Consider the following 19,137-nt stretch of genomic DNA (forward strand, 5'->3'; position numbering starts at 1 on the left):
CGTCCATTCCGCTTAAACAGGTCCCCGACCCTGGCATCGCAAGCTCCCGTTCGGTCAACGTGGCCGTCCTTCGCGTCTCTGTGCCGGTTTGTCAGATTCATGGCTTCTCACACAAACTACCATTTAGTAGGTATAGTATTGGAAATAATTTAAAGTTGAGAATTGATCAGCAAGTAAGCGTGCGACGTATGAAATTCAACAAACTTGCTTGTCTGCTTGCGATAACGATACGGGAAATTGACGACTATAAAGGGCAGTTAATTGATGAAACATTACGACTATATTGCAATAGGTGGTGGTAGCGGCGGGATCGCCTCTGTTAATCGCGCCGCCATGCACGGCATGAAATGCGCCGTGATCGAGGCGAAGGACATTGGTGGCACCTGCGTCAACGTCGGCTGTGTGCCAAAAAAGGTGATGTGGTACGCGGCGCAGATCGCTTCAGCGATTCACACCTACGGACCCGATTATGGTTTTGACGTCAATGTCGACTATTTCAATTGGCAAAGGTTGATTGCGAATCGGACGGCCTATATCGAACGTATCCGTGCTTCCTACAACAACGTTCTCGGTAAAAACCAAGTGGACGTGATCCGGGGTTTCGCCACATTCATCGACTCCCATACTGTCGAAGTCAACGGTGAACGATTGACAGCGGACCATATACTGATCGCGACCGGCGGTTTCCCCAGTTATCCCACAATTCCCGGCGCACAATACGGTATTGATTCTGACGGATTTTTCGCACTGGATGCCTTGCCGCAGCGAGTCGCAGTGGTGGGGGCCGGTTACATCGCAGTAGAAATTGCGGGCGTTCTCAATGCCCTGGGTGCCGAAACGCACCTGTTTGTTCGAAGGCATGCCCCATTACGAGGTTTTGATCCACTTCTCGTTGAGACGCTGGTCGAAGTAATGCAGGCTGAAGGGCTCAATCTGCACAACAACGCCGTGCCAAAATCCGTGGATAGAAACGCGGATGGCAGTCTGACCCTGACGTTGGAGGATGGGCGAACCCAAACTGTGGATTGTCTAATCTGGGCCATTGGCCGCAAGCCGGCCACCGACAAGCTCAACCTCGCACGTGCTGGCGTCACTATCAGCGAGCAGGGTTACATCATTGTTGACAAGCTGCAAAACACTAGCGCTGCGGGGGTCTACGCGGTGGGCGACAACACCGGCCGGATTGAACTGACACCTGTCGCAGTTGCTGCTGGCCGGCGCCTGTCCGAACGCCTGTTCAACAACAAGCCTGATGAACATCTCGATTACAGCAACGTCCCTACCGTGGTGTTTAGCCACCCGCCCATCGGCACAGTTGGACTTACGGAACCCGAGGCCCGTGTGCAATTTGGTGATAGCGCTGTCAAGATATATCAATCTGCGTTCACTTCCATGTATACCGCACCGACCCATCATGCACAGCCTTCGCGCATGAAACTCGTGTGTATCGGCGCGGAGGAAAAAATTGTTGGCATCCACGGCATCGGCATCGGCATGGATGAGATCCTACAAGGATTTTCCGTGGCCTTGAAGATGGGTGCGACCAAACGCGACTTCGACAATACAGTGGCTATCCACCCTACTGCTGCCGAAGAGTTCGTAACCATGAAGTAATGGCGCGTCGAGCGCCAACACCACGCACTGGCGCTGGGCGACACCGGCTCGCTAATCTCCCTCTTCATCCTGTGCTAGATGGATTGCCGTATCGGTACCGCGTTGCCGTTTGCTCCGCACCTGAATAAGTGCGCCAGCCAAATGGCAGCTACCTGATGATGTTCGACCCATGCCACGCAGGCAGCTGGCGCAGCCTCTATCAACAAGGACGCCTCGGCGTGCCTGCGTTGATGCGCGACGATGGCCTCTTGCCGGTGGTGCTGGCGCCCACTGCGCCGGCGCCAGGCAACGCCACCATCGATGTGGGCGGGACGATCATGCTTGAGCTGGGCCAGCTCCACGTGTGCATCGAAGGCCAGCCCAACGCGGCCGCGCTGGCGCAGGTGCTTGATCGGGTGCTGCGATGATCGGCCTGCCGGCCGGAATCCAGATCGTCAGGTGCCGCTCTTAGCCAGACATGAGTTCGGTATAGCCGTAGTAGACCGCGTCTTCGGCGAAGTCGGGCGGTACGAGGGGATAGCTATCCGCGTTGATGTAACGCCATTGAACCACACGGTTATCCTTGCCTCGATAGGCAGAGTCCAGAACAATTCCATCTTCTGGCGGATAGTAGTGGATGGAAGATAGTCCCCTTCCGTGCTTGCCTTTGAACGGCCCGATCAGATACCAGCTATTGATGTACACGCGGTTGGCGAATTCACCGCCACGGCCCAGCACACGGCCGACTCGTTTGCGCATGGTGGCGGCATTAACCACAGGGATTTGGCCGACGCCAGAGTTGAATAACCTCTCGCGGTTACGGCAATAGTTCTGGGAGACGTCCTTGGAGAGGCGCAAGATCACGGTTGATAAACTTGGCGCTACGTTCCGCGATCCCGCCTTCGTTGCGACCAGGTGTAGCGCTTATCTAAGGTGATGATTTGATCTTCTGAGGAGGCGCGCACTTTGGAGGCGTCCCTCCCGCCATAGTGCATGCTTGTGCCGTGCCGTCGTGGAGATATAAAACCTATCAATCAACACTGCGCCAGACGTCTGAATCCCATTCTAGCCGTGTTTATCTGCCTTTGTCTCCGGCAACTCAGACCGGGTGAAACTCTTGCCGTCGAAGTGAAGAATCTCGCCACCCAAAGACTGCACTGGGCTGTTCTCTACCTCATCGTGGCAAATATGAACTTCGCACCCGGCATATCGACCATAGTTTTTAGTGATCCTTGGTAGCACGTGGTGCGCCCCCATGAAATTGTCGCTGCATCAGAACTTTAGCCTCCGCGAGAGCATCGTTCACCTTTGTAGCTACATCCGGAGTGACTCCCGTGCCCTCCCAGTTTGTACGGGTAATTGAGCTGACCGGGCGCTTGCTTGGGATAAAGATAGCTAAATGCTCGCTGAGACGATATGGGCGCGAAGCGTTGGCGCCGCCCCAAGTGCGTTCCCCGATCACCTTGGCGCGTTTCAGCGCCTGCATTTGGTACGCAAATGATTCGGCGGCGGACTTCGTATCGGGGCCTGTCAAGATGAGGACCGGCTTCTTGCCCCCATAGCGTTTGCCGTCGAGCTTATCCTGCGTCCAATACTGCGTGGTGATACCGGTCGCACGTTCCCAGATGTCGTTGAGGCGGGTGCGCCCGTCAACAAGATAACTGATCAGTAGCGCCACTGAGTCTTCCCCGCCACCGCCGTTGTTGCGCAGATCGATGATGAGGCCATCGGTGTTAGCGAGTTTATTCATCGCTGTGGCGAACTTGTCGGATACAAGGAAAATCGGCCCGAATGAGGAAATCTCCAGGTAGCCGATATTGGGACTAAGATGATCGACCTTTTCCACGCCAAGGTTTGATGCAAGAACCCTTTCAAGCACGGCAGGCGGCACTTGTTTTTCCCATTCCGCCCGCGTCTGTGGTGGCGGCGGCATTGCATCATCGGGCGGCACCGGCTGGGCACTGACATCGATGAACATATGCTTGTCGTGGATAACGCCATCAATGTCATCGAATAGCTGTTTGGCGAGTTGTTGACCGTCTGTGACCCTATCGTACTTGCCCTCGCGCAGATGCTGGCGCAAGACAACCTCGACTTGTTTGGCTTTGTCTGGAAAAACGTAGTGGGAATTGAGCTTGGCAATCAGCGTATCGATGACCTCCAACCGGACTGCCGGATTGACCTCCACTGTCGGCGCCACCGGGGGGGTAGCTGCGATTGCCCCTGTCACGGTCAGTAATAACAAAGCTAGGGAGACTATCCATTTATTTTTCATTATTTTCCTTTTTTTTAATATGATTAAATGATTAACTGCGAACTGAACCAACAAATCCGCCGTCGTTACGGAGGCGGCCAATCGGCAGGGAGGCTTTAACATCCTTGCTACATCTGACGGAACTGCTTGGTAAATCCCTCACTAACGGTCAAGCGCTCGGTCCGGCCTTTCAGGATGACCTCCAGCCCAGGGCCGCTGCGCACCCCGGATTCACTGCGTTCAATCCGGTCAATGGCCTGCAGATTGACGACGGCACTGCGGTGGATTTGCGTGAACAACTGAGGGTCCAGTTGCTCGAGCAGGGACTTGAGAGGCAACCGAATCAGCGAATCGCCGTGGTCCGTCACCACCCGCGTGTACTTTTCGGTCGACTGGAAGTACAGCACTTCGCTCACCATCACCAGTCGCACCGAACTGCCGCTTGAGGCCTTGATCCACTTGAGGTACACCGGTGCGCTCTCCTGTTCAAAGAGCTGTTCCCACACGGCCGGCGGCGGGCTTGCGGCCGTGCGCGATTTCAGACGACGGATCGTCTGCAGCAGGCGTGAGGTCGTCACCGGCTTGACCAGATAGTCGGACGCGCCGGTATCGAAAGCGGCCAAGGCATAGTCCGCATACGCTGTAACGAACACTACCTGGCACGACTCGGGAATATGGCGCGCCACCTCCATGCCGTTCAGGCCGGGCATCTGTATGTCCAGGAATACGATGTCCGGTTTCAGTACGTCGATGCTTGCCACCGCGTCGATGCCGTTTTCGACCTGGCCGGCGATTTGCAGTTCGGGCCACAAGGCGTACAGCTGGTCCACCAGCTCCGCCCTTAGCAGAGGCTCGTCCTCGACGATCAGAGCGCTTGGCATCAGGCGTGGCTCCCGACAATAGGCACCGTCAACACTGCGCATACACCTTGTCCGTCGCCAGGCTCCACAAAAAGGCTAGCCTCCCGCCCATATAGCAGCAGCAAGCGCTCTGTAATATTCGCCAACCCTGTTCCTTGCCCGGATTGTTCGGTTAAGCCGACCCCGTCATCGACAACAGACACGCTCAGCAGCCCGTCCGTGCTGTCGCTTTTGTGCCTTACGTTGATGGTAATCAGGCCCGGTCGGCTGGCCCGCTCCAAACCGTGTTTGATGGCGTTCTCCACAAGCGAGATCAGCATCGCCGGCGGGAACGGCAGGCTGCGCAATTCCTCGGCCACTTCGACAGCGTAGCGTAGGCGCGTGCCCATGCGAATGCGCATCACCGCCAAGTAGTCGCTAACAAGATCCATTTCTCGTCCCAGGGTCGAGGACACCGAGCGCATATCGGGCATCGCGTTTTGCAGGTAGCCGACCAGATGGTCGAGCATCTCTTGCGCGGCCCGCTGGTCGGTGCGGATCAGATACTTTAGATTTGCCAGGGTATTGAACAGGAAGTGCGGCTCTACCTGGGCCTGCAAGGCTGAAAGGCGCGCCTGCAGAGAGGTGCGTTCCAGCTCGCGCTCACGCCGAGCCGCATTTAGCGCGCTTGCATGGCGCGCGAGGTGCTGTTGCAGTTGGGTAGACACCATCTCGGCAGTCTTTAGTGACTCACCCTGCTGGATCGCGAACCAAGCCAGGCCAGGTCGGCAGCGCAGCTCAATGTCGCAGCTGGGGCCCAAATCGGACGATATTCTCACCTCGACATGGCGCCCCAGCACCAACGGGCGCCAGCGACCCAGCACGATCCGGCCCTTGAAAGGGTCGTGAAAAAACGCAGGCGGACCGGAGTAGCCAAGTGCCATGCCGAGCGCCAGCCCCGATAGGGACTCAGTGCACAGGTCAAAGGTGGTGTAGGGATTGAACGGCGCATGGATGCGACGCGTAACCATGGAAGCCATCGCCTCGACACTCAGCGCCTTGCGCTCTTCGCCCAGCCGCGCTAGAAAGCTGCGTGCGATCCCATTAGACATCAGCGCGAGCCAGACCATCACCGCCGCTACAACGCCGCTGACAATGTACGGAGTCAGCTTGCGGGTCTCCATTTCGCCCGGCGCGGCCGGGGTGAGGTTCAGCCAGAGCGGAAGCAGCGCGATCGCCAGCGACAGGAACAAGAGTGAACCGGCGTTTAAGCGCAGCGCAGACTGCAGCAAGTAGCGGCGCACAAGGTGGCGGTCGTGCTTGACTTCCGATACGGGAGGCGCGTTGAATGGCAAAAATGGGGGAGAACTCATTAAATTCCTTGTGTTTAACTCGCCCCCATTCTAGCGGCACGGACGCCCGTATCTTCTCCCATGCGACGAACGCCTACAAATCGCGGAGGAAACCGGCGCTGGCGGGATGGACGCCGTGGATAGAGTCGCTGCCGGGCTCAACGATTTAGAAGGACATATGCATGAACCCAGATGGGTGGAGCGGAGCAACAGGGATAGCGTCCAATTACATATTCTGAGCACGGTCCTCGGTTCTTTCGAAAGTGTCCATCGTGGCACTGCGAAACAAAACATGCAGCGTCATACCTAGATAACGATTTGCACGGTTCACACAAAACAAATTCAAAGTCTGCTTGACAAGCCTACCTACTAGATGGTAGACTTATTTCGAGCTTGGTATTTATCCCGGCAATTATCCGGCGCCCCGGCGCTCCAGACCCCTTTGCGAGGCATCACATGAATCAACTGTTCACTCCCTATGACCTGTCCGGCATTTCCCTGGCTAACCGCGTCGTGATGGCGCCGATGACGCGCACGCGCACGCTCGAAAACAATCCTGACGCCCTCACCGCGCTGTATTACGCCCAGCGCGCCTCTGCCGGCCTGATCGTCACCGAGGGCTTGCCGGTCTCCGATGAAGGCCGCGGCTATTTATACACGCCGGGCATTTATAGCGAAACCCAGGGCCGGGGCTGGCGTCCAGTCACCGATGCCGTGCATGCCAAGGGCGGCAAGATCTTCGCTCAGCTGTGGCACGTGGGCCGCATGTCGCACGTATCGATCCAGCCGGGTAATGTGGCGCCCGTCGGCCCCAGCGACGTGGCGGCGGAAAACACCACCGTCTATGCCTGGATCGAACCGGGCAAGGCTGGCCCGGTACTGCCCAGCGTGCCGCGCGCACTGACGGTTGATGAGATTGCCCGCGTCACTGCCGACTTCGTACATGCGGCAAAAGTCGCAATCGAAGCTGGCTTTGACGGGATCGAGATCATGGCCGCCAACGGCTTCCTGTTCGACCAGTTCCTCAGCAGCGCCGTCAATACGCGCACCGACCAGTACGGCGGCAGCATCGCCAACCGCCAGCGCTTTTTGCTGGAAACGATCGACGCCCTGTCGGCCGCCATCGGCAGCAGCAAAGTCGGGGTGCGCTTCTCGCCATACGGCCGACTGTACGACATGCGCGCCTATGAGGATGAAGCGCAAGTCTGGAAGAGCGTGGCCGCTGAGCTTAGCGTTCGAAACCTGGCGTATGTGCATTTGAATTATCAGCCGACCATCACGGCGGCGGAAGTTCCGGAAGGCTTTGGTGCGCATTTCCGCAAAGCCTACCAAGGCACCCTGATCGGCGCGGGCGGCTTCACGCAGGAACTGGCGCGCAGCGAACTGGAAAAAGGCGACCTCGACCTCATCGCCTTCGGCATGCCATTCATCTCCAATCCGGATCTGGTGGAGCGCATGCAAAACAGCTGGCCGCTGGCCGACAGCGACCGTTCGACCTATTACGGTGTCAGCGGCGCCCTGTCCCAGGGCTACACCGACTACCCAGTTTATAACGCCGCATCAAGCCGTTAAAACAGATGCTGACCGTGCCCCAGATGCGGTCAGCACGTTTTGATCCAGTACTTCCCTCATCCTCATGGAGTTCCAACATGCATACATTCACCAATAAGGTCGCTATTGTCACCGGAGGAAGCTCCGGTATCGGTAAAGAGGTCGCCAAGCGGTTAGTAGCGGCCGGCGCATCGGTGGTCATCGGCGGCAGAGATACCGCCAAGCTGGCGCAAACCGCCGACGAGATCGATCCCAGCCATCAGCGCGTGCGTTGCCATACCGGCGATATCAGCTTGCCGTCCACGGCACAAGGCCTGGTGGACACGGCAATAGCAGCGTTTGGCGGCGTTGATATCCTGATCAACAACGCCGGCGTGTTCCAACCCAAGCCCTTTCTGGAAGTGACGCCCAAGGAATACGATGGTTTTCTCGACATTATCCTGAAGGGAAAATTTTTCATGGCGCAAGCTGCCGCCAAGGCGATGCTGCAGCGCGGCGGCGGCGTCATCGTGCAAACCGGCTCCATGTGGGCTACGCAGGCGATTGGCGCCACCCCATCGGCCGCCTACTCGGCCGCCAATGCGGGCGTACACGCTCTGACCCGCAACTTGGCCATCGAGCTGGCCGGCGCCAACATCCGCATCAATACCGTGGCCCCCGCTGTGGTGGAAACGCCCATCTTCGGCACCTTCATGGACGCTGAACAGGTGAAGGCGGCCTTGCCAGGATTTGACAGTTTCCATCCGCTAGGCCGCAACGGTCAGCCGCGCGATGTCGCTGAAGCCATGCTGTTCCTGGCGTCCGAAGAAGCATCGTGGATTACCGGTGCCATTCTGCCGGTTGATGGCGGTGTCACGGCCGGACGCATCTGACAACAGCTTCAATACACCTGACCGGCGGCGCATGCCACGGCAAACAGTCTGGAGCGCATGCATAAAAATCCTGCCTTGGCTATACGCGCCGCTCGCACGGGCGGCGCGTCGTTAGCTTGATCAGGCCCCAGCCTGCAATGCATCCAGGATCGCCTCTTTTGTGGCGGCGAACGTGCGTGGACCACTCAACAGCAAACGCAGGCGCCCATCCCGAAAAAGCGCAATCGATGGAACGGAACGCACGCCCATCGTGACGGCAACGGTAGGCGAGACGGCGCTGTCAATCACACCAAACACCGCTTCTGAGGACAACTCGTCCGACAACGCCTGAAACACCGGCTTCATCTCGTCGCATGGCCGGCACCACGATGCGGAGAAAAGAATGATCGCATCGCCTTCCCGAATAAAATTTGAAAACCCATCCGCGGACAACTCGGTAAAATTTCCCATTGCACACCCCTTTTATCAATCAATTACACCAGACAACGATCCAAAACGCATGAGAGGTCAGCTTTCACCCCGGTCACTTCGCTGGACAATATCAACATACCTTCAAGTGCATTGGCATAGCGCTGCACGGACTGCATGCCGGAAACATAAAAGCGCTGATTAAAGACAAACATTGGAACGCGGTCTGAAATTGCGGGTATCGAGATGTCAGCGTGCGGCAAGCTCTGTGGATTAACATCCTCCGGGCCCGGTTTACGAGTGAATTCCGTCTCTACGGCCTTGAGGGCAAGCCGGGGCACGTGCAGATTCACCCGCACCCTGTCCTTACCAGGAAAAATAGCCAGTGCCTCATCAAAATGGCGTTTTGCCTGCAAACAAACAGCACAGCCCATGTCACACCACATATCGACGACGAGAGATTTTGGGTGGCAAGTCATTAAATGTACTTTCCTTGATTTGTCTAGCAACCGTCTGGCCGCCCACGCAAATTGTTGTCTAGCGCTTCCAGATGCTCCACCCCCATACGCCATCAGCCCAACGTATTTCCGGAGACTTTTTTATCATCACTTATTCTACCTTCTAGTAGGTAGAATTTCAAGTAATTTATTATCCCATAGTTCCTCAGTGTCGACGGCACAAATACTTGGCCCTTGGCACAAGTTGGACGTCCAAACGACCTGCTCGACACTTGTTTGTCCTATCTGTGAAAGGCAGAAATCATATCGGGACTTGCAAACCTACCTTTTAGTTGGTAGACTATGGTTCTTTCACTCGTCGGCTGCGACAGCCGTCTTACAAGGATCGATCATGACCAATATGCTCAACGGTATTAATGTAGAAGGCCTGCAACAGTTCGCCCAGTGCGTGGCAGAGAACCCTGACAAAGGCGAGGCGCGTTTCAATGTCAAGACCAAGTGGGAACATCAGACACGCAGCGTGGCCACCGTCAGCCACTATGTTCTTGGCGGCGAGAAACATGCGCGCCATTTCGAGATCGCGTCCGATGAACCACATGAATTGCTGGGTCAAAATACAGCCCCAAATCCGCAAGAGTTACTGATGGCCGCGCTCAACGCCTGTCTGTCGGTAGGCTACGCGGCCAATGCGGCGGCCATGGGCATCACCGTGCACAGCCTGGAGATCGAAACGGACGGCAAGCTGGACCTGCGCGGCTTCCTCGGCCTGGACGAAAACGTCAATCCTGGCTACGACGAGGTTAGCTATGTGGTGCGAATCAGTACGGATGCTTCACGCGATCGCGTCGAAGCACTGCATCAGGCCGTGACCAAAACCTCGGTCAACCTGGCCAATTTCTCGAAGGCCATCCGCATGCTGCCCAAGCTGGAGATTCTTGAGGCATAATTGCCCCCTTTGCAGTTTCGCTGTTAATCCTGCCGCGGCCAATATCATTGGCCGCGGCCCTATCAGAGCCTCTCGACCATGCTCCAGCCTAGACTGGAGCATGGTCATTGGTTGAGGAGTTTGTCATGTCAGTCAGCACACGGGATGCCCTCTTGAAGAGTGCGGAAATCCAGCTGCGCTCAAAAGGCTACGCGGCTTTCAGCTATGCCGATTTATCGGAAGAAATCGGTATCCGCAAAGCCAGTATTCATCACCATTTCCCCACCAAAGAAAACCTTGGCGTGGCATTGATTACGCAATATATTGACCTGTTCACTGAAAAGCTGCAGGCAATCGATGCGGCGCAAACTGACCCGCTCGAGCGCCTGCGCGAATTTTCCGGGCTATTTCTGGCCAGTGCCAATGATCGCCTGTTGCCACTGTGCGGTGCGCTTGCCGCCGAGATGGCCGCGCTCCCCGCCTCGCTGCAAGAGCTGGGCCGGCGCCTGATCGTGACGCAGCTGTCCTGGATGGAAAAAAATCTCATACTAGCAGCGCAGTTGTCTGGCAAAACACCCGCCAAATCAGCCAAGGACTGTGCCCTGATGCTCCTCAGCGCCCTTGAAGGCGCCAGCTTTATCGATTGGGCATTGGGTCTTTCATCCGATCCACTGGCTGCATTTCATCACATTCTCAATACGCTGACCTAACTGCCACTAGCTGGCGCCTCAACGACCACGGCGCATCCGCCGTGGCCACATCGACTGATCCACTTAGTCCGTAAACACTCACTGCCGAACAAAGCTTTAAGCGAATACGCATGATTAATCATGCAGGCCTTGACAACCTACCTTCTAGATGGTAGACTACGTAAATCCTGGGAATTGCCCAGATAACCAATCGGCGCCCTGGCGCCAAGCGAGGATACTATGGAAGACTGGAAACAAGCCCGGCAAGACATCAACACACGTGCGATGCAACTGAACTCCCTGACACCGGAGACTATGAAAGGCATCGCCGCACTAGGCGCCGCTGGTGACAAAACCAACCATCTCGACGCGAAAACGCGCGAACTGATCTCGCTGGCGGTAGCCGTCACCACGCGCTGCGACGGCTGTATCGCTTTCCATGCCGCCGCGGCCAAGAAACTCGGCGTGACCGTTGAAGAAATTGGCGAAGCACTCGGCGTGGCGATCAACCTCAATGCCGGCGCCGCAGTTGTGTACAGCACCCACGTGCTGGACGCGTTCGACAAAGCTTGATACTGCTCCGACAGCCGACACTGGCAAACATATATGCCAGCGTCGGCTATTTAAGGGAAAACCATGAACAGCAACACAAAAACACTCGTCGTCGATATCTGGTCCGATTTCGTCTGCCCTTGGTGCTGGATTGCCAAGCGCCGTTTTGACAAGGCTCTTGCCGCTTTCGAGCACAAAGACGCGGTACAGGTGAATCTGCGCGCTTACCGCATCGGCTCGAACTATCCCGCCGAACCGATCAAGACAGTTCTGCTGAAAAAGTTTCGTGATCCGACAGCGGCCGAGGGCATGATGTACTCGGTCAAGTCGCACGGGGCGGCGGAAGGCTTGGACTATCAGTTCGACACCATGCTGTTTGGCGATACCATGGACGCGCACATGCTCGTCAAGGCAGTGGACGACGAGGCATTGCAAAAACACTTGGTCGAGGTGCTCTATGAACAGAGTGTTTCGCATGGCAAATCGTTGTTCGACCGTGAGTCCCTCGCCCTGATCGCAGCGCAAGCTGGCGTTCCTGCCGAGGTAGTGCAACGCGCATGGTCGACACCGCACTTGCGCCAACTGGTACTGGATGATGAGCGCAAAGCCTCAAGCATCGCTTCGGGTGTGCCGCTGTTTCTGTTTGGCAATGGGACACATATTTCAGGGGCTCAGTCCCCAGAAGTTTTCAAGCAGGCGCTGGAGAAGCTCTATGCGCAGTCTCAAGTGAACCTGACGGCATCCGGCGGGCAGGTCTGTGGCCTGGACGGCTGCACCATTTAACGGTACCTCAATCCAGCCTTGACCTTTTGACAGGCTCTCGGCTGGTGAGTCTTTTTTCGCTCTCGTATGGCAACGGTGCGCATATTAATAATGGAGACGGTAACGACATGAATAATGAAACTCGAGAGAAGTTCCTACGCTGGGCCCTGCTATTTTTCGGCCTGTTTCTCCTGGTTGGTCTGTACCCGCTGATGAACTGGTTCTGGCCAGAGGGCTGGACATGGGAGCCGAGACAGACAAAGTATGAGCAGATGATCCAAGGGGTCTACGCGACGTTAGGTATATTTCTGGTCATCGCGTCCCGTCGACCAAGCGAACACCGAAGCCTGATCCAGTTTACGATCTGGTCCAACATCGTGCACGCTGGGATTATGGCTCTGCAGGCCGGACATGATGCTCACGAGCACGCCAACCTTCTTGGTGATGTCCCGGCATTATTCATCATGGCGGGTGTACTTTGGTACTTATTGCCACGTACCCAACAGATCAAAACAAATACCAAAGGCTAGCTGCGGCCTCACGGCTGAAAGGCAAGTGCCAGCGCCTCGCCTTTCAAAGTTCTAAGACTCGGATCTGGACGACTAGCTCCACTACGGTCGATAGACTCTCGCTCCAGCCCTTACCCCGCGCGCGCCCTCTTGTTCGGTGCTGCTAAGCGCTCAAAATCCTTGGCTGACGCCTCTGGAGTGACGTTTGTTGCCGCTGAAGGTGCTCGACGAGTAGGCAAAGACAATTCAGCCACTTTGGATCAACTCGAAGAAAACTCGATTCGCCAGCGTGGTGAAATAACCAGCCATTAAGTAATCTTTGCTCAGCCGCTCCCACGATGAGGGGTTCGCCTTCATCCAGGTACTAGGAAGAAAAGGAAGAAGATGGAAAGTATTCAAACAACGGCCTCCACGCGCGTGTTCCGAGATAAACAACTCTCAATCGGGCTCGCCTTACCTATGCTCCAAGTCGGGCAGACCGTGGTCGACTTTAGCGAGCAACTTACTTTGGCGAAGAAAGCGGATGCGCTGGGATATCGAGCCTTATGGATACGTGATGTCCCACTTAACAGCACCGGCTATCCTGACCCAGTGGGGCACCTCGATCCTTGGGTCTTGTTGGGGGCCCTGGCAGTGCAAACTACGCAGATTGCACTCGTCAGCGGTGCAATCGTTCTGCCATTACGGCACCCATTGCACATTGCAAAAAGCGCCATTTCCACGAGCAATTTGTCGCAGGATCGTTTCATCCTAGGTTTGGGATCAGGCGATCGACCTGCCGAATATGCCGCATTCGGCAAGGATACCAAAGAGCGGCAAGAATTATTCCGGCGTCACTGGAAAACCGTTGCCGCAGCTATCAGCATACCTTCGCAAGTCGTTCCGGACATTGTGTCACAAGACACCCCAGCCTTCTTCCTCTTACCCCGGCTCCCCCGCAGCATCGACTTGCTTGCCGTGGGTTCCGGTGGCCAGAGTGTCAATTGGATTGCACGCCACGCCCTCGGTTGGATGACGTATGACCGCAAGCCGGAAGACCAGCAAGTGCGCCATGGCATGTGGCGAACAGCGGTCGAGCGCGTCGCTCCCGGAGAGTTCCGCGCCTTTGGGGTTGCCATGCGCTTGGACCTCAGTGCCAATCCATATGAAAAAGCAATTCCGATCCCTCTGGGTTACCGAGTTGGCAGATTGGGTTTGGCGGAACTACTGAGGAATATGCGAGACAGCGGCACACATCATGTGTCGCTCAATATCTCAACTTCCGAGCGCGCGCTCCATGAGATTATCGAAGAATTGGCCGCTGAGGTACTGCCAGAGTTCCATGCAAATGGCACGTAAACGGACACAATTTTGTCCTTAAAAATCCACAGTGCCCCCCCACGAGTAGACCGAGGGTGACGTTATTAGCATCATGCATGGCAAATAAAAAATATTGACTGCAATAATACAGTCAAGGCGTGTACTCTCGCTCCCACATCATTTCAAAGAAAAAATCGCATGCATCAAATCACACTCGAACAGGACCCTCATCCCTATGCAGTCAGCCGCCTAGCGCCTGATGTAGCGATTCCAGATTGGGCTGATGGTGAAGGATTTGTCACCATCAGCCGCTCGCGCCATGAGCTATCTATCGTTTGCAGGGCCGACCGCGTACCCGCTGGCACACGGTCTGAACAGGACTGGGCTTGCTGGCGTTTTGTCGGTCCGTTTGCTTTCGGCGCCACCGGCATTGTCTTGTCGGTAATCGAGCCACTCTCACGCAACGGAATCGGTATTTTCGTTGTATCAACATTCGATGGCGATCACCTACTGCTTCAGCGAAATGATCTAGAACGAGCGCTGCCGTTACTGTCCGCTGCGGGACACCGTTTGGTAAGTTGTGACGATCAATAGGGAAACTGCTGCAGGCCCACGGAATCACACGCTGAGCATTCCCCATTTTTCATATAACAGCTGTCCGATGGCAAGAGATGCGCGAAAAGCCCCCGTCTGCCACGGTTCCGAAGCCGCAGGTAGAGGGCTCGATCGCATCTGAAATGGCCTCATTGACACGTACACCCGAAAGCAATTGGGCCGCCAGGCTATGTAGTCAGTCGTACTTGACCAGATTTTTATAGATCAATTGCCCCCAGCTATTTCCGCATGCTTGCACAAGCAGTCCACCTTCGGAGAGCCCGCCAAGTTTGATTGGCGAGAAGCCGAGATTTTCTGCAAGCATAGCAACCTCCGCTGCAGCACCGTCATCGTCGCTCGCCAGGAACACGACTCTGTTTCCAGCATGTACGGCCGGGTCACCCTTGAAGGAACTCCGGCAGATGCCACGGACACTTTACAGTTGACTGGTCCGTGGCAAAGGTTGTGAAATTCCGCCGATGACCCGGGTTGATGCCGCCTTCGGTTAGAGCTGCGAGAAGCCGCCATCTACCACGACCTCGGATCCGAGCATGTAAGCTGACCCGCTCCCGGCCAGGAAAACGACGGCAGCGGCCACTTCTTCGGCTTCGCCAAACCTGCCCAAGGGCACACCTTGCTGGATGTTCGCCGCAAAAGTCGCCAACTCGTCGGGCTTCATTCCGTTCTTGCCGTGGATAGGTGTCGCGATTGCCCCTGGACTGACTGCGTTGACACGTATTCCACGGGAAAGCAATTCGGCCGCCAGTGTACGCGTCATCGACCGCACGGCTGCTTTTGAAGCCGATAACAGTGACAAGCCCGCGGTACCGGTTTCGGCAAGCCAGGAGGTATTGAGCACGATGCTGCTGCCAGACTGCATTAATGGTGCCAAATGCTGGACCGTGAAATAGACACTTTTGACGTTGATGTCAAACATCTCATCAAAGCGCTCTTCGGTGGTCGACTCCAGCGGTGTTGCGAACGCAACCCCCGCGTTGGCGAACAGTACATCCAGCTTTCCGTACTGCTGCTGCACCTGTGCGTGCAACGCGATCAGATCTGCCGGGCGGCGCATCTCCACGATGGCAGTGGATACATGATCGCCGAAGGCCTCCAATGACTGCGCTGCAGCATCAAGACGTGCCCGGTTCTGTCCTGTAATCGTGACGCGGGCGCCTTGCTCAAGCAGAAGCTTCGCTGTGGCAAAGCCGATGCCAGTACTGCCGCCGGTGACGACTGCTGTTTTATCAGAGAAATTCATGATTTACTCCAGTGAAAAATGAATACCCAGTCTACTCAGTGATGAACGCCGCCGCGAGTTACAATTTCTTCTCCGACAAACAAGAAAAACTATCCCACCCGATGCGAAATTTATCGATGCTAAGAGCAATACAGGCTTTTGAAGCCGTCGCGCGCAAGAGAAACTATGCTGATGCTGCGCTCGAATTGAATGTGACGCCAGCTGCCATCGGACAGCAAGTGCGGGCTTTGGAAGCTTGGCTTGGGGCGCCATTGTTCAATCGCTTGGGTAGCGGTGCCAACCGCCTGTCATTGACCGATAGCGCACGCATGGCCTTGCCAGCATTTACCGAAGGTTTGGATCAGCTGGACGCAGGCTTACGGCAAATGCGTCAGCGAGGCCGCCGCTCGCTCGTGACCGTTTCGGCATCGCAAGCAGTAGTATCCCGCTGGCTTCTTCCGCGCTTGCATCTATTTACAACCATGCATCCGGCTATCGATGTACGGCTCGACGTTTCGGACAATCTGGCCGACATCGAGCATGGGGAAGCCGACCTTGGTATTCGATGCGGCGCCGGGCGCTGGGATGGATTAATGGCAACCGAGTTGATGGATGAGGAAGTATTCCCGGTAGCCAGTCCAACGCTGCTTTCCGGAGGCAACCCAAGCAGTGTCGAAGACATGGCAGGGTTTACCTTGATTCATGACCTGACGCTCGCTCAGACGACCGCCTTCCCAAGTTGGTCAACCTGGTTCGCGCGCCAGGGATACCATAGGGAACATATCAGCGAAGGGTTCAAAATTAACTCCGCAGCAGCGGTAATCCAGGCAGCGCTGGCCGCTCAAGGAGTGGCATTGGCAAGACGTCGTTTCGTGGCGAACGAACTGCAAACCGGCCAGCTGGTACGCTTATTACCGGAAATAAGTTGGCCCGTTCCCTGGCGCTACTTTATTGTGCAGCCACTGCACCTTGCATTGCCAGAGCCGGTTGTCCAGTTTCGGCAATGGCTACTGCATGAAGCTGAGTTTGGCCATTAATGAGCCTGCCATGAACACCTTCCGATTCCTGCTGATACTGTATGTATGCTGTATAAAATACATCAGTTAATCGCCGTTGCAGGCTGGATATGGCTAAATGATGGACTTGCCCAGCGGCACAAGAACTGGCCTGAACGAACCATGTGCGCACCAGGCTATCCGGTCTTTCCTTTCAGCATTTACTGTGGGCGAAGATTTTCTGCTTACTTGCCCAGCTTACGGGATGCCATCACGCCACCATCGACATCCCATACTGCACCCGTTACCCAGGAGGCCTTGTCCGAAAGCAGAAAGACAATGCTCTCGGCCACATCGCGTGGCGTACCATTACGGCCGAGCGGATGAAAATCGTTGAAATCTTTCAACGCGTTATCCAGTTGATCTCCGGGAATGAAGCGCTCGAAGATGCGTGTTTCCACCATGCCCGGCGCAACCGAATTGATGCGGATGCCGAATTTTGCCAATTCAGCGGACACATGCCGCGTCATGGAGTCGAGTCCGATTTTCGCCATCGAATAGGCCGAGGCCAACACCGTCTCAATCGCCTGGCGAGCTGCAACAGCTGTCACGTTGACAATGGAGCCCGGCTTCTTCTGCGCCACCAACGAGCTGGCCACCTGTTGGGTAATAAAAAAGAGCGCCCGATTCAGATTCAGAAAACTATCGTAATCTTCGAGCGAATGCTCAAGGAACCCTTTAGGATAAAAAATACCAGCGGAATTGACCAGCAGATCGATGTCACTATGCTCGCTTTTCAACCTGTCGATTAATGTACGTACGCTGGCAAAATCCGATAGGTCCGCAGTCAGTGCGAATGCCTTACCTTCCCCAGCAATGGCCGCCAATTGCTGGCGCGCGACCTCTGCCTTTTCCACGCGATTTCCCACGACCACCACTGTGCCGCCTTCCTGCGCAACCATCGTGGCCACTTCCAGACCGATGCCGCTGGTCCCGCCTACGACCAGGAGTTTGCGGCCATCAAAGCTTTTGGTATCCATCATCACGTTCCTTTTTCAGTTTATATAAAATTTACCAACTAGTAGGTAGGCATTCTAGCAGCCAATTTTGTTGTGTCAAGGAGTATTTGACTTGTTGCAATCCCTGTAATGAACGTGGAATGATATGTCCTGGCGCTACCTAAGCACGTCATGGCAATAGCTGGAAAAAATTGATGGTTTGGGCTACGCCCATACGCAAGCTGAATCGAAGTAATGGTGTTTTTGTGCGATCGAACAGCATTGAACGTGTGTGGCTCTTTTCTTCAATGGATCGGAAGATCGATGATCAAACGATTTGGATGCATTGTCGAAATCTGATCTTGGTGCCATGGATGCTTGAGCGCCTCGACGCGCAGAGGGAAATCGACACTCGGCTATGACGGATAATCACCTATAATTCCGAAGGTACCCACCTCCACTGCCTACCAGCTCACCCCATACCAAAGATGAGTACTAACCACCAGTCCAGCAAGCGCATCCTGATCGTGGAAGACGACGCTGACAGCGCCAGTATTCTTGAGGCCTATCTGCGGCGTGACGACTTCGAGGTGGAAATTGCCAGGGACGGCGTCCAGGCGGTCGATCTGTATACGAGTTGGCAGCCGGATTTGGTGTTGCTCGACCTGATGCTGCCACGCCTGTCCGGCACCGACGTGCTGTCGCATATCCGCCGCTGCGGTGACACGCCAGTGATCATGGTGTCCGCCATCGGCGACGAACCGGAAAAACTGGGCGCGCTGCGCTACGGCGCCGACGATTACGTGGTCAAGCCCTATAGTCCGAAAGAAGTGGTGGCGCGGACCCACGCGGTATTGCGGCGCTGGCAGCCGCGTGTGGGCGCTGGCAGCGTGATGCGGCATGGCCTGCTCACCGTCGATACGGCATCGTTCAAGGCCGTGATCGTGGATCGCGCCGCGCAGGAACATGAGCTCGACCTCACTCCCACCGAATTTCATCTGCTGACCATCATGCTGCGCGCACCGTTCAAGGCGTTCACCCGCAGTGAATTGCTGGCCACCTGTCTGCCCGACAGCGACGCCCTCGAACGGGTGGTCGATACCCACATCTCCAACCTGCGCAGGAAACTTGGCGTTCATGGCCTCGTCAACGTGCTGCTGACCGTGCGCTCGGTCGGTTACAGGTTCCAATAAACATGCGAGGCCTCATTCGGAAATGGCGGCGCCAGGGCGTACCGCTGTGGGTGT

The 19,137-nt window shown here is 56.0% G+C and carries 21 protein-coding genes and 1 pseudogene; 13 read left to right on the forward strand and 9 right to left on the reverse strand.

What is annotated here, in order from left to right:
* The first annotated feature begins 264 nt into the window (after positions 1–264).
* Positions 265–1,614 (forward strand): glutathione-disulfide reductase, encoded by a 1,350-nt coding sequence (gene gorA, locus MRBLMS1_RS01640; RefSeq protein ID WP_485877379.1) that lies wholly within the window; start codon positions 265–267, stop codon positions 1,612–1,614.
* Positions 1,615–1,742: 128 nt separating this feature from the next.
* Positions 1,743–2,021: a hypothetical protein gene (locus tag MRBLMS1_RS01645; protein ID WP_143450043.1), complete on the forward strand. Its 279-nt coding sequence runs from the start codon at positions 1,743–1,745 to the stop codon at positions 2,019–2,021.
* Positions 2,022–2,061: 40 nt separating this feature from the next.
* Here MRBLMS1_RS01645 and MRBLMS1_RS01650 read toward each other — a convergent pair whose 3' ends face one another.
* The 4 genes from MRBLMS1_RS01650 to MRBLMS1_RS01665 form a co-directional block, all read right to left on the reverse strand.
* Positions 2,062–2,451 carry a hypothetical protein gene (locus MRBLMS1_RS01650; protein ID WP_143450042.1) on the reverse strand — a complete coding sequence of 130 codons (390 nt, stop codon included), beginning with the start codon at positions 2,449–2,451 and terminating at the stop codon, positions 2,062–2,064.
* Between the two features lie 364 nt (positions 2,452–2,815).
* Positions 2,816–3,868 (reverse strand): S41 family peptidase, encoded by a 1,053-nt coding sequence (locus MRBLMS1_RS01655; protein ID WP_180279135.1) that lies wholly within the window; start codon positions 3,866–3,868, stop codon positions 2,816–2,818.
* Positions 3,869–3,975: 107 nt separating this feature from the next.
* On the reverse strand, positions 3,976–4,728 hold the full coding sequence (locus MRBLMS1_RS01660) for a LytR/AlgR family response regulator transcription factor (RefSeq protein WP_099411081.1): 753 nt from the start codon (positions 4,726–4,728) through the stop codon (positions 3,976–3,978).
* Positions 4,728–6,059, reverse strand: a complete 1,332-nt coding sequence (locus tag MRBLMS1_RS01665; RefSeq protein ID WP_485877382.1) for a sensor histidine kinase — start codon at positions 6,057–6,059, stop codon at positions 4,728–4,730. Before MRBLMS1_RS01665 ends, MRBLMS1_RS01660 begins: the two co-directional genes overlap by 1 nt.
* A 435-nt stretch (positions 6,060–6,494) precedes the next feature.
* On the opposite strand from MRBLMS1_RS01665, the gene MRBLMS1_RS01670 reads away from it, so the two are divergent.
* Positions 6,495–7,610, forward strand: coding sequence for an alkene reductase (locus MRBLMS1_RS01670; protein WP_485877384.1), 1,116 nt, complete (start codon positions 6,495–6,497; stop codon positions 7,608–7,610).
* 77 nt (positions 7,611–7,687) lie between these two features.
* Positions 7,688–8,461: an SDR family NAD(P)-dependent oxidoreductase gene (locus MRBLMS1_RS01675; RefSeq protein ID WP_485878942.1), complete on the forward strand. Its 774-nt coding sequence runs from the start codon at positions 7,688–7,690 to the stop codon at positions 8,459–8,461.
* Between the two features lie 120 nt (positions 8,462–8,581).
* On the opposite strand, the gene MRBLMS1_RS01680 is transcribed toward MRBLMS1_RS01675, so the two are convergent.
* Together MRBLMS1_RS01680 and MRBLMS1_RS01685 are read right to left on the reverse strand one after the other, a co-directional pair.
* Complete coding sequence (locus MRBLMS1_RS01680) at positions 8,582–8,911, reverse strand: thioredoxin family protein (RefSeq protein WP_099411077.1); 330 nt, start codon at positions 8,909–8,911, stop codon at positions 8,582–8,584.
* 23 nt (positions 8,912–8,934) lie between these two features.
* Complete coding sequence (locus tag MRBLMS1_RS01685; RefSeq protein WP_485877385.1) at positions 8,935–9,348, reverse strand: hypothetical protein; 414 nt, start codon at positions 9,346–9,348, stop codon at positions 8,935–8,937.
* A gap of 370 nt (positions 9,349–9,718) precedes the next feature.
* On the opposite strand from MRBLMS1_RS01685, the gene MRBLMS1_RS01690 reads away from it, so the two are divergent.
* The 7 genes from MRBLMS1_RS01690 (at position 9,719) to MRBLMS1_RS01720 (ending at position 14,657) form a co-directional block, all read left to right on the forward strand.
* Positions 9,719–10,273, forward strand: a complete 555-nt coding sequence (locus MRBLMS1_RS01690; protein ID WP_465046845.1) for an OsmC family protein — start codon at positions 9,719–9,721, stop codon at positions 10,271–10,273.
* 125 nt (positions 10,274–10,398) lie between these two features.
* Positions 10,399–10,962, forward strand: coding sequence for a TetR/AcrR family transcriptional regulator (locus MRBLMS1_RS01695; protein WP_485877387.1), 564 nt, complete (start codon positions 10,399–10,401; stop codon positions 10,960–10,962).
* 219 nt (positions 10,963–11,181) lie between these two features.
* Entirely contained in the window at positions 11,182–11,514 is a 333-nt protein-coding gene (locus MRBLMS1_RS01700; RefSeq protein WP_099411073.1) for a carboxymuconolactone decarboxylase family protein, read from the forward strand.
* Positions 11,515–11,577: 63 nt separating this feature from the next.
* Positions 11,578–12,276 carry a DsbA family oxidoreductase gene (locus MRBLMS1_RS01705; protein WP_099411072.1) on the forward strand — a complete coding sequence of 233 codons (699 nt, stop codon included), beginning with the start codon at positions 11,578–11,580 and terminating at the stop codon, positions 12,274–12,276.
* A gap of 107 nt (positions 12,277–12,383) precedes the next feature.
* Positions 12,384–12,785, forward strand: coding sequence for a DUF6632 domain-containing protein (locus MRBLMS1_RS01710; protein ID WP_099411071.1), 402 nt, complete (start codon positions 12,384–12,386; stop codon positions 12,783–12,785).
* A gap of 363 nt (positions 12,786–13,148) precedes the next feature.
* Positions 13,149–14,102: a TIGR03571 family LLM class oxidoreductase gene (locus MRBLMS1_RS01715; protein WP_099411070.1), complete on the forward strand. Its 954-nt coding sequence runs from the start codon at positions 13,149–13,151 to the stop codon at positions 14,100–14,102.
* A gap of 159 nt (positions 14,103–14,261) precedes the next feature.
* Positions 14,262–14,657 (forward strand): ACT domain-containing protein, encoded by a 396-nt coding sequence (locus MRBLMS1_RS01720; RefSeq protein ID WP_099411069.1) that lies wholly within the window; start codon positions 14,262–14,264, stop codon positions 14,655–14,657.
* 196 nt (positions 14,658–14,853) lie between these two features.
* Here MRBLMS1_RS01720 and MRBLMS1_RS01725 read toward each other — a convergent pair.
* A pseudogene (locus MRBLMS1_RS01725) lies at positions 14,854–15,057 on the reverse strand (NADP oxidoreductase coenzyme); the annotation flags it as partial.
* A 105-nt stretch (positions 15,058–15,162) separates the two neighbouring features.
* Positions 15,163–15,918 carry an SDR family oxidoreductase gene (locus MRBLMS1_RS01730; RefSeq protein WP_485877389.1) on the reverse strand — a complete coding sequence of 252 codons (756 nt, stop codon included), beginning with the start codon at positions 15,916–15,918 and terminating at the stop codon, positions 15,163–15,165.
* Positions 15,919–15,929: 11 nt separating this feature from the next.
* Here MRBLMS1_RS01730 and MRBLMS1_RS01735 point away from each other — a divergent pair, with 11 nt between their 5' ends.
* A complete protein-coding gene (locus MRBLMS1_RS01735; RefSeq protein WP_485877391.1) occupies positions 15,930–16,934 on the forward strand; it encodes a LysR substrate-binding domain-containing protein in 1,005 nt (334 codons plus the stop codon).
* Positions 16,935–17,137: 203 nt separating this feature from the next.
* Here MRBLMS1_RS01735 and MRBLMS1_RS01740 read toward each other — a convergent pair whose 3' ends face one another.
* Positions 17,138–17,932 carry an SDR family NAD(P)-dependent oxidoreductase gene (locus MRBLMS1_RS01740; protein ID WP_485878944.1) on the reverse strand — a complete coding sequence of 265 codons (795 nt, stop codon included), beginning with the start codon at positions 17,930–17,932 and terminating at the stop codon, positions 17,138–17,140.
* Positions 17,933–18,378: 446 nt separating this feature from the next.
* On the opposite strand from MRBLMS1_RS01740, the gene MRBLMS1_RS01745 reads away from it, so the two are divergent.
* Entirely contained in the window at positions 18,379–19,083 is a 705-nt protein-coding gene (locus MRBLMS1_RS01745) for a response regulator (RefSeq protein WP_485877392.1), read from the forward strand.
* Positions 19,084–19,137 lie beyond the last annotated feature (54 nt).

Origin of the sequence: Massilia sp. LMS1-1-1.1, assembly GCF_040815535.1 — a bacterium.
GTDB classification, from domain to species: Bacteria; Pseudomonadota; Gammaproteobacteria; order Burkholderiales; family Burkholderiaceae_D; genus Janthinobacterium; species Janthinobacterium aestuarii.

Coding starts and splice junctions, on each gene's coding strand:
- gorA (WP_485877379.1), top strand. CDS start 265: ATGAAACATTACGACTATATTGCAATAGGTGGTGGTAGCGGCGGGATC.
- MRBLMS1_RS01655 (WP_180279135.1), bottom strand. CDS start 3,868: ATGAAAAATAAATGGATAGTCTCCCTAGCTTTGTTATTACTGACCGTG.
- MRBLMS1_RS01660 (WP_099411081.1), bottom strand. CDS start 4,728: ATGCCAAGCGCTCTGATCGTCGAGGACGAGCCTCTGCTAAGGGCGGAG.
- MRBLMS1_RS01665 (WP_485877382.1), bottom strand. CDS start 6,059: ATGAGTTCTCCCCCATTTTTGCCATTCAACGCGCCTCCCGTATCGGAA.
- MRBLMS1_RS01670 (WP_485877384.1), top strand. CDS start 6,495: ATGAATCAACTGTTCACTCCCTATGACCTGTCCGGCATTTCCCTGGCT.
- MRBLMS1_RS01675 (WP_485878942.1), top strand. CDS start 7,688: ATGCATACATTCACCAATAAGGTCGCTATTGTCACCGGAGGAAGCTCC.
- MRBLMS1_RS01680 (WP_099411077.1), bottom strand. CDS start 8,911: ATGGGAAATTTTACCGAGTTGTCCGCGGATGGGTTTTCAAATTTTATT.
- MRBLMS1_RS01685 (WP_485877385.1), bottom strand. CDS start 9,348: ATGACTTGCCACCCAAAATCTCTCGTCGTCGATATGTGGTGTGACATG.
- MRBLMS1_RS01690 (WP_465046845.1), top strand. CDS start 9,719: ATGACCAATATGCTCAACGGTATTAATGTAGAAGGCCTGCAACAGTTC.
- MRBLMS1_RS01695 (WP_485877387.1), top strand. CDS start 10,399: ATGTCAGTCAGCACACGGGATGCCCTCTTGAAGAGTGCGGAAATCCAG.
- MRBLMS1_RS01700 (WP_099411073.1), top strand. CDS start 11,182: ATGGAAGACTGGAAACAAGCCCGGCAAGACATCAACACACGTGCGATG.
- MRBLMS1_RS01705 (WP_099411072.1), top strand. CDS start 11,578: ATGAACAGCAACACAAAAACACTCGTCGTCGATATCTGGTCCGATTTC.
- MRBLMS1_RS01710 (WP_099411071.1), top strand. CDS start 12,384: ATGAATAATGAAACTCGAGAGAAGTTCCTACGCTGGGCCCTGCTATTT.
- MRBLMS1_RS01715 (WP_099411070.1), top strand. CDS start 13,149: ATGGAAAGTATTCAAACAACGGCCTCCACGCGCGTGTTCCGAGATAAA.
- MRBLMS1_RS01720 (WP_099411069.1), top strand. CDS start 14,262: ATGCATCAAATCACACTCGAACAGGACCCTCATCCCTATGCAGTCAGC.
- MRBLMS1_RS01730 (WP_485877389.1), bottom strand. CDS start 15,918: ATGAATTTCTCTGATAAAACAGCAGTCGTCACCGGCGGCAGTACTGGC.
- MRBLMS1_RS01740 (WP_485878944.1), bottom strand. CDS start 17,932: ATGGATACCAAAAGCTTTGATGGCCGCAAACTCCTGGTCGTAGGCGGG.
- MRBLMS1_RS01745 (WP_485877392.1), top strand. CDS start 18,379: ATGAGTACTAACCACCAGTCCAGCAAGCGCATCCTGATCGTGGAAGAC.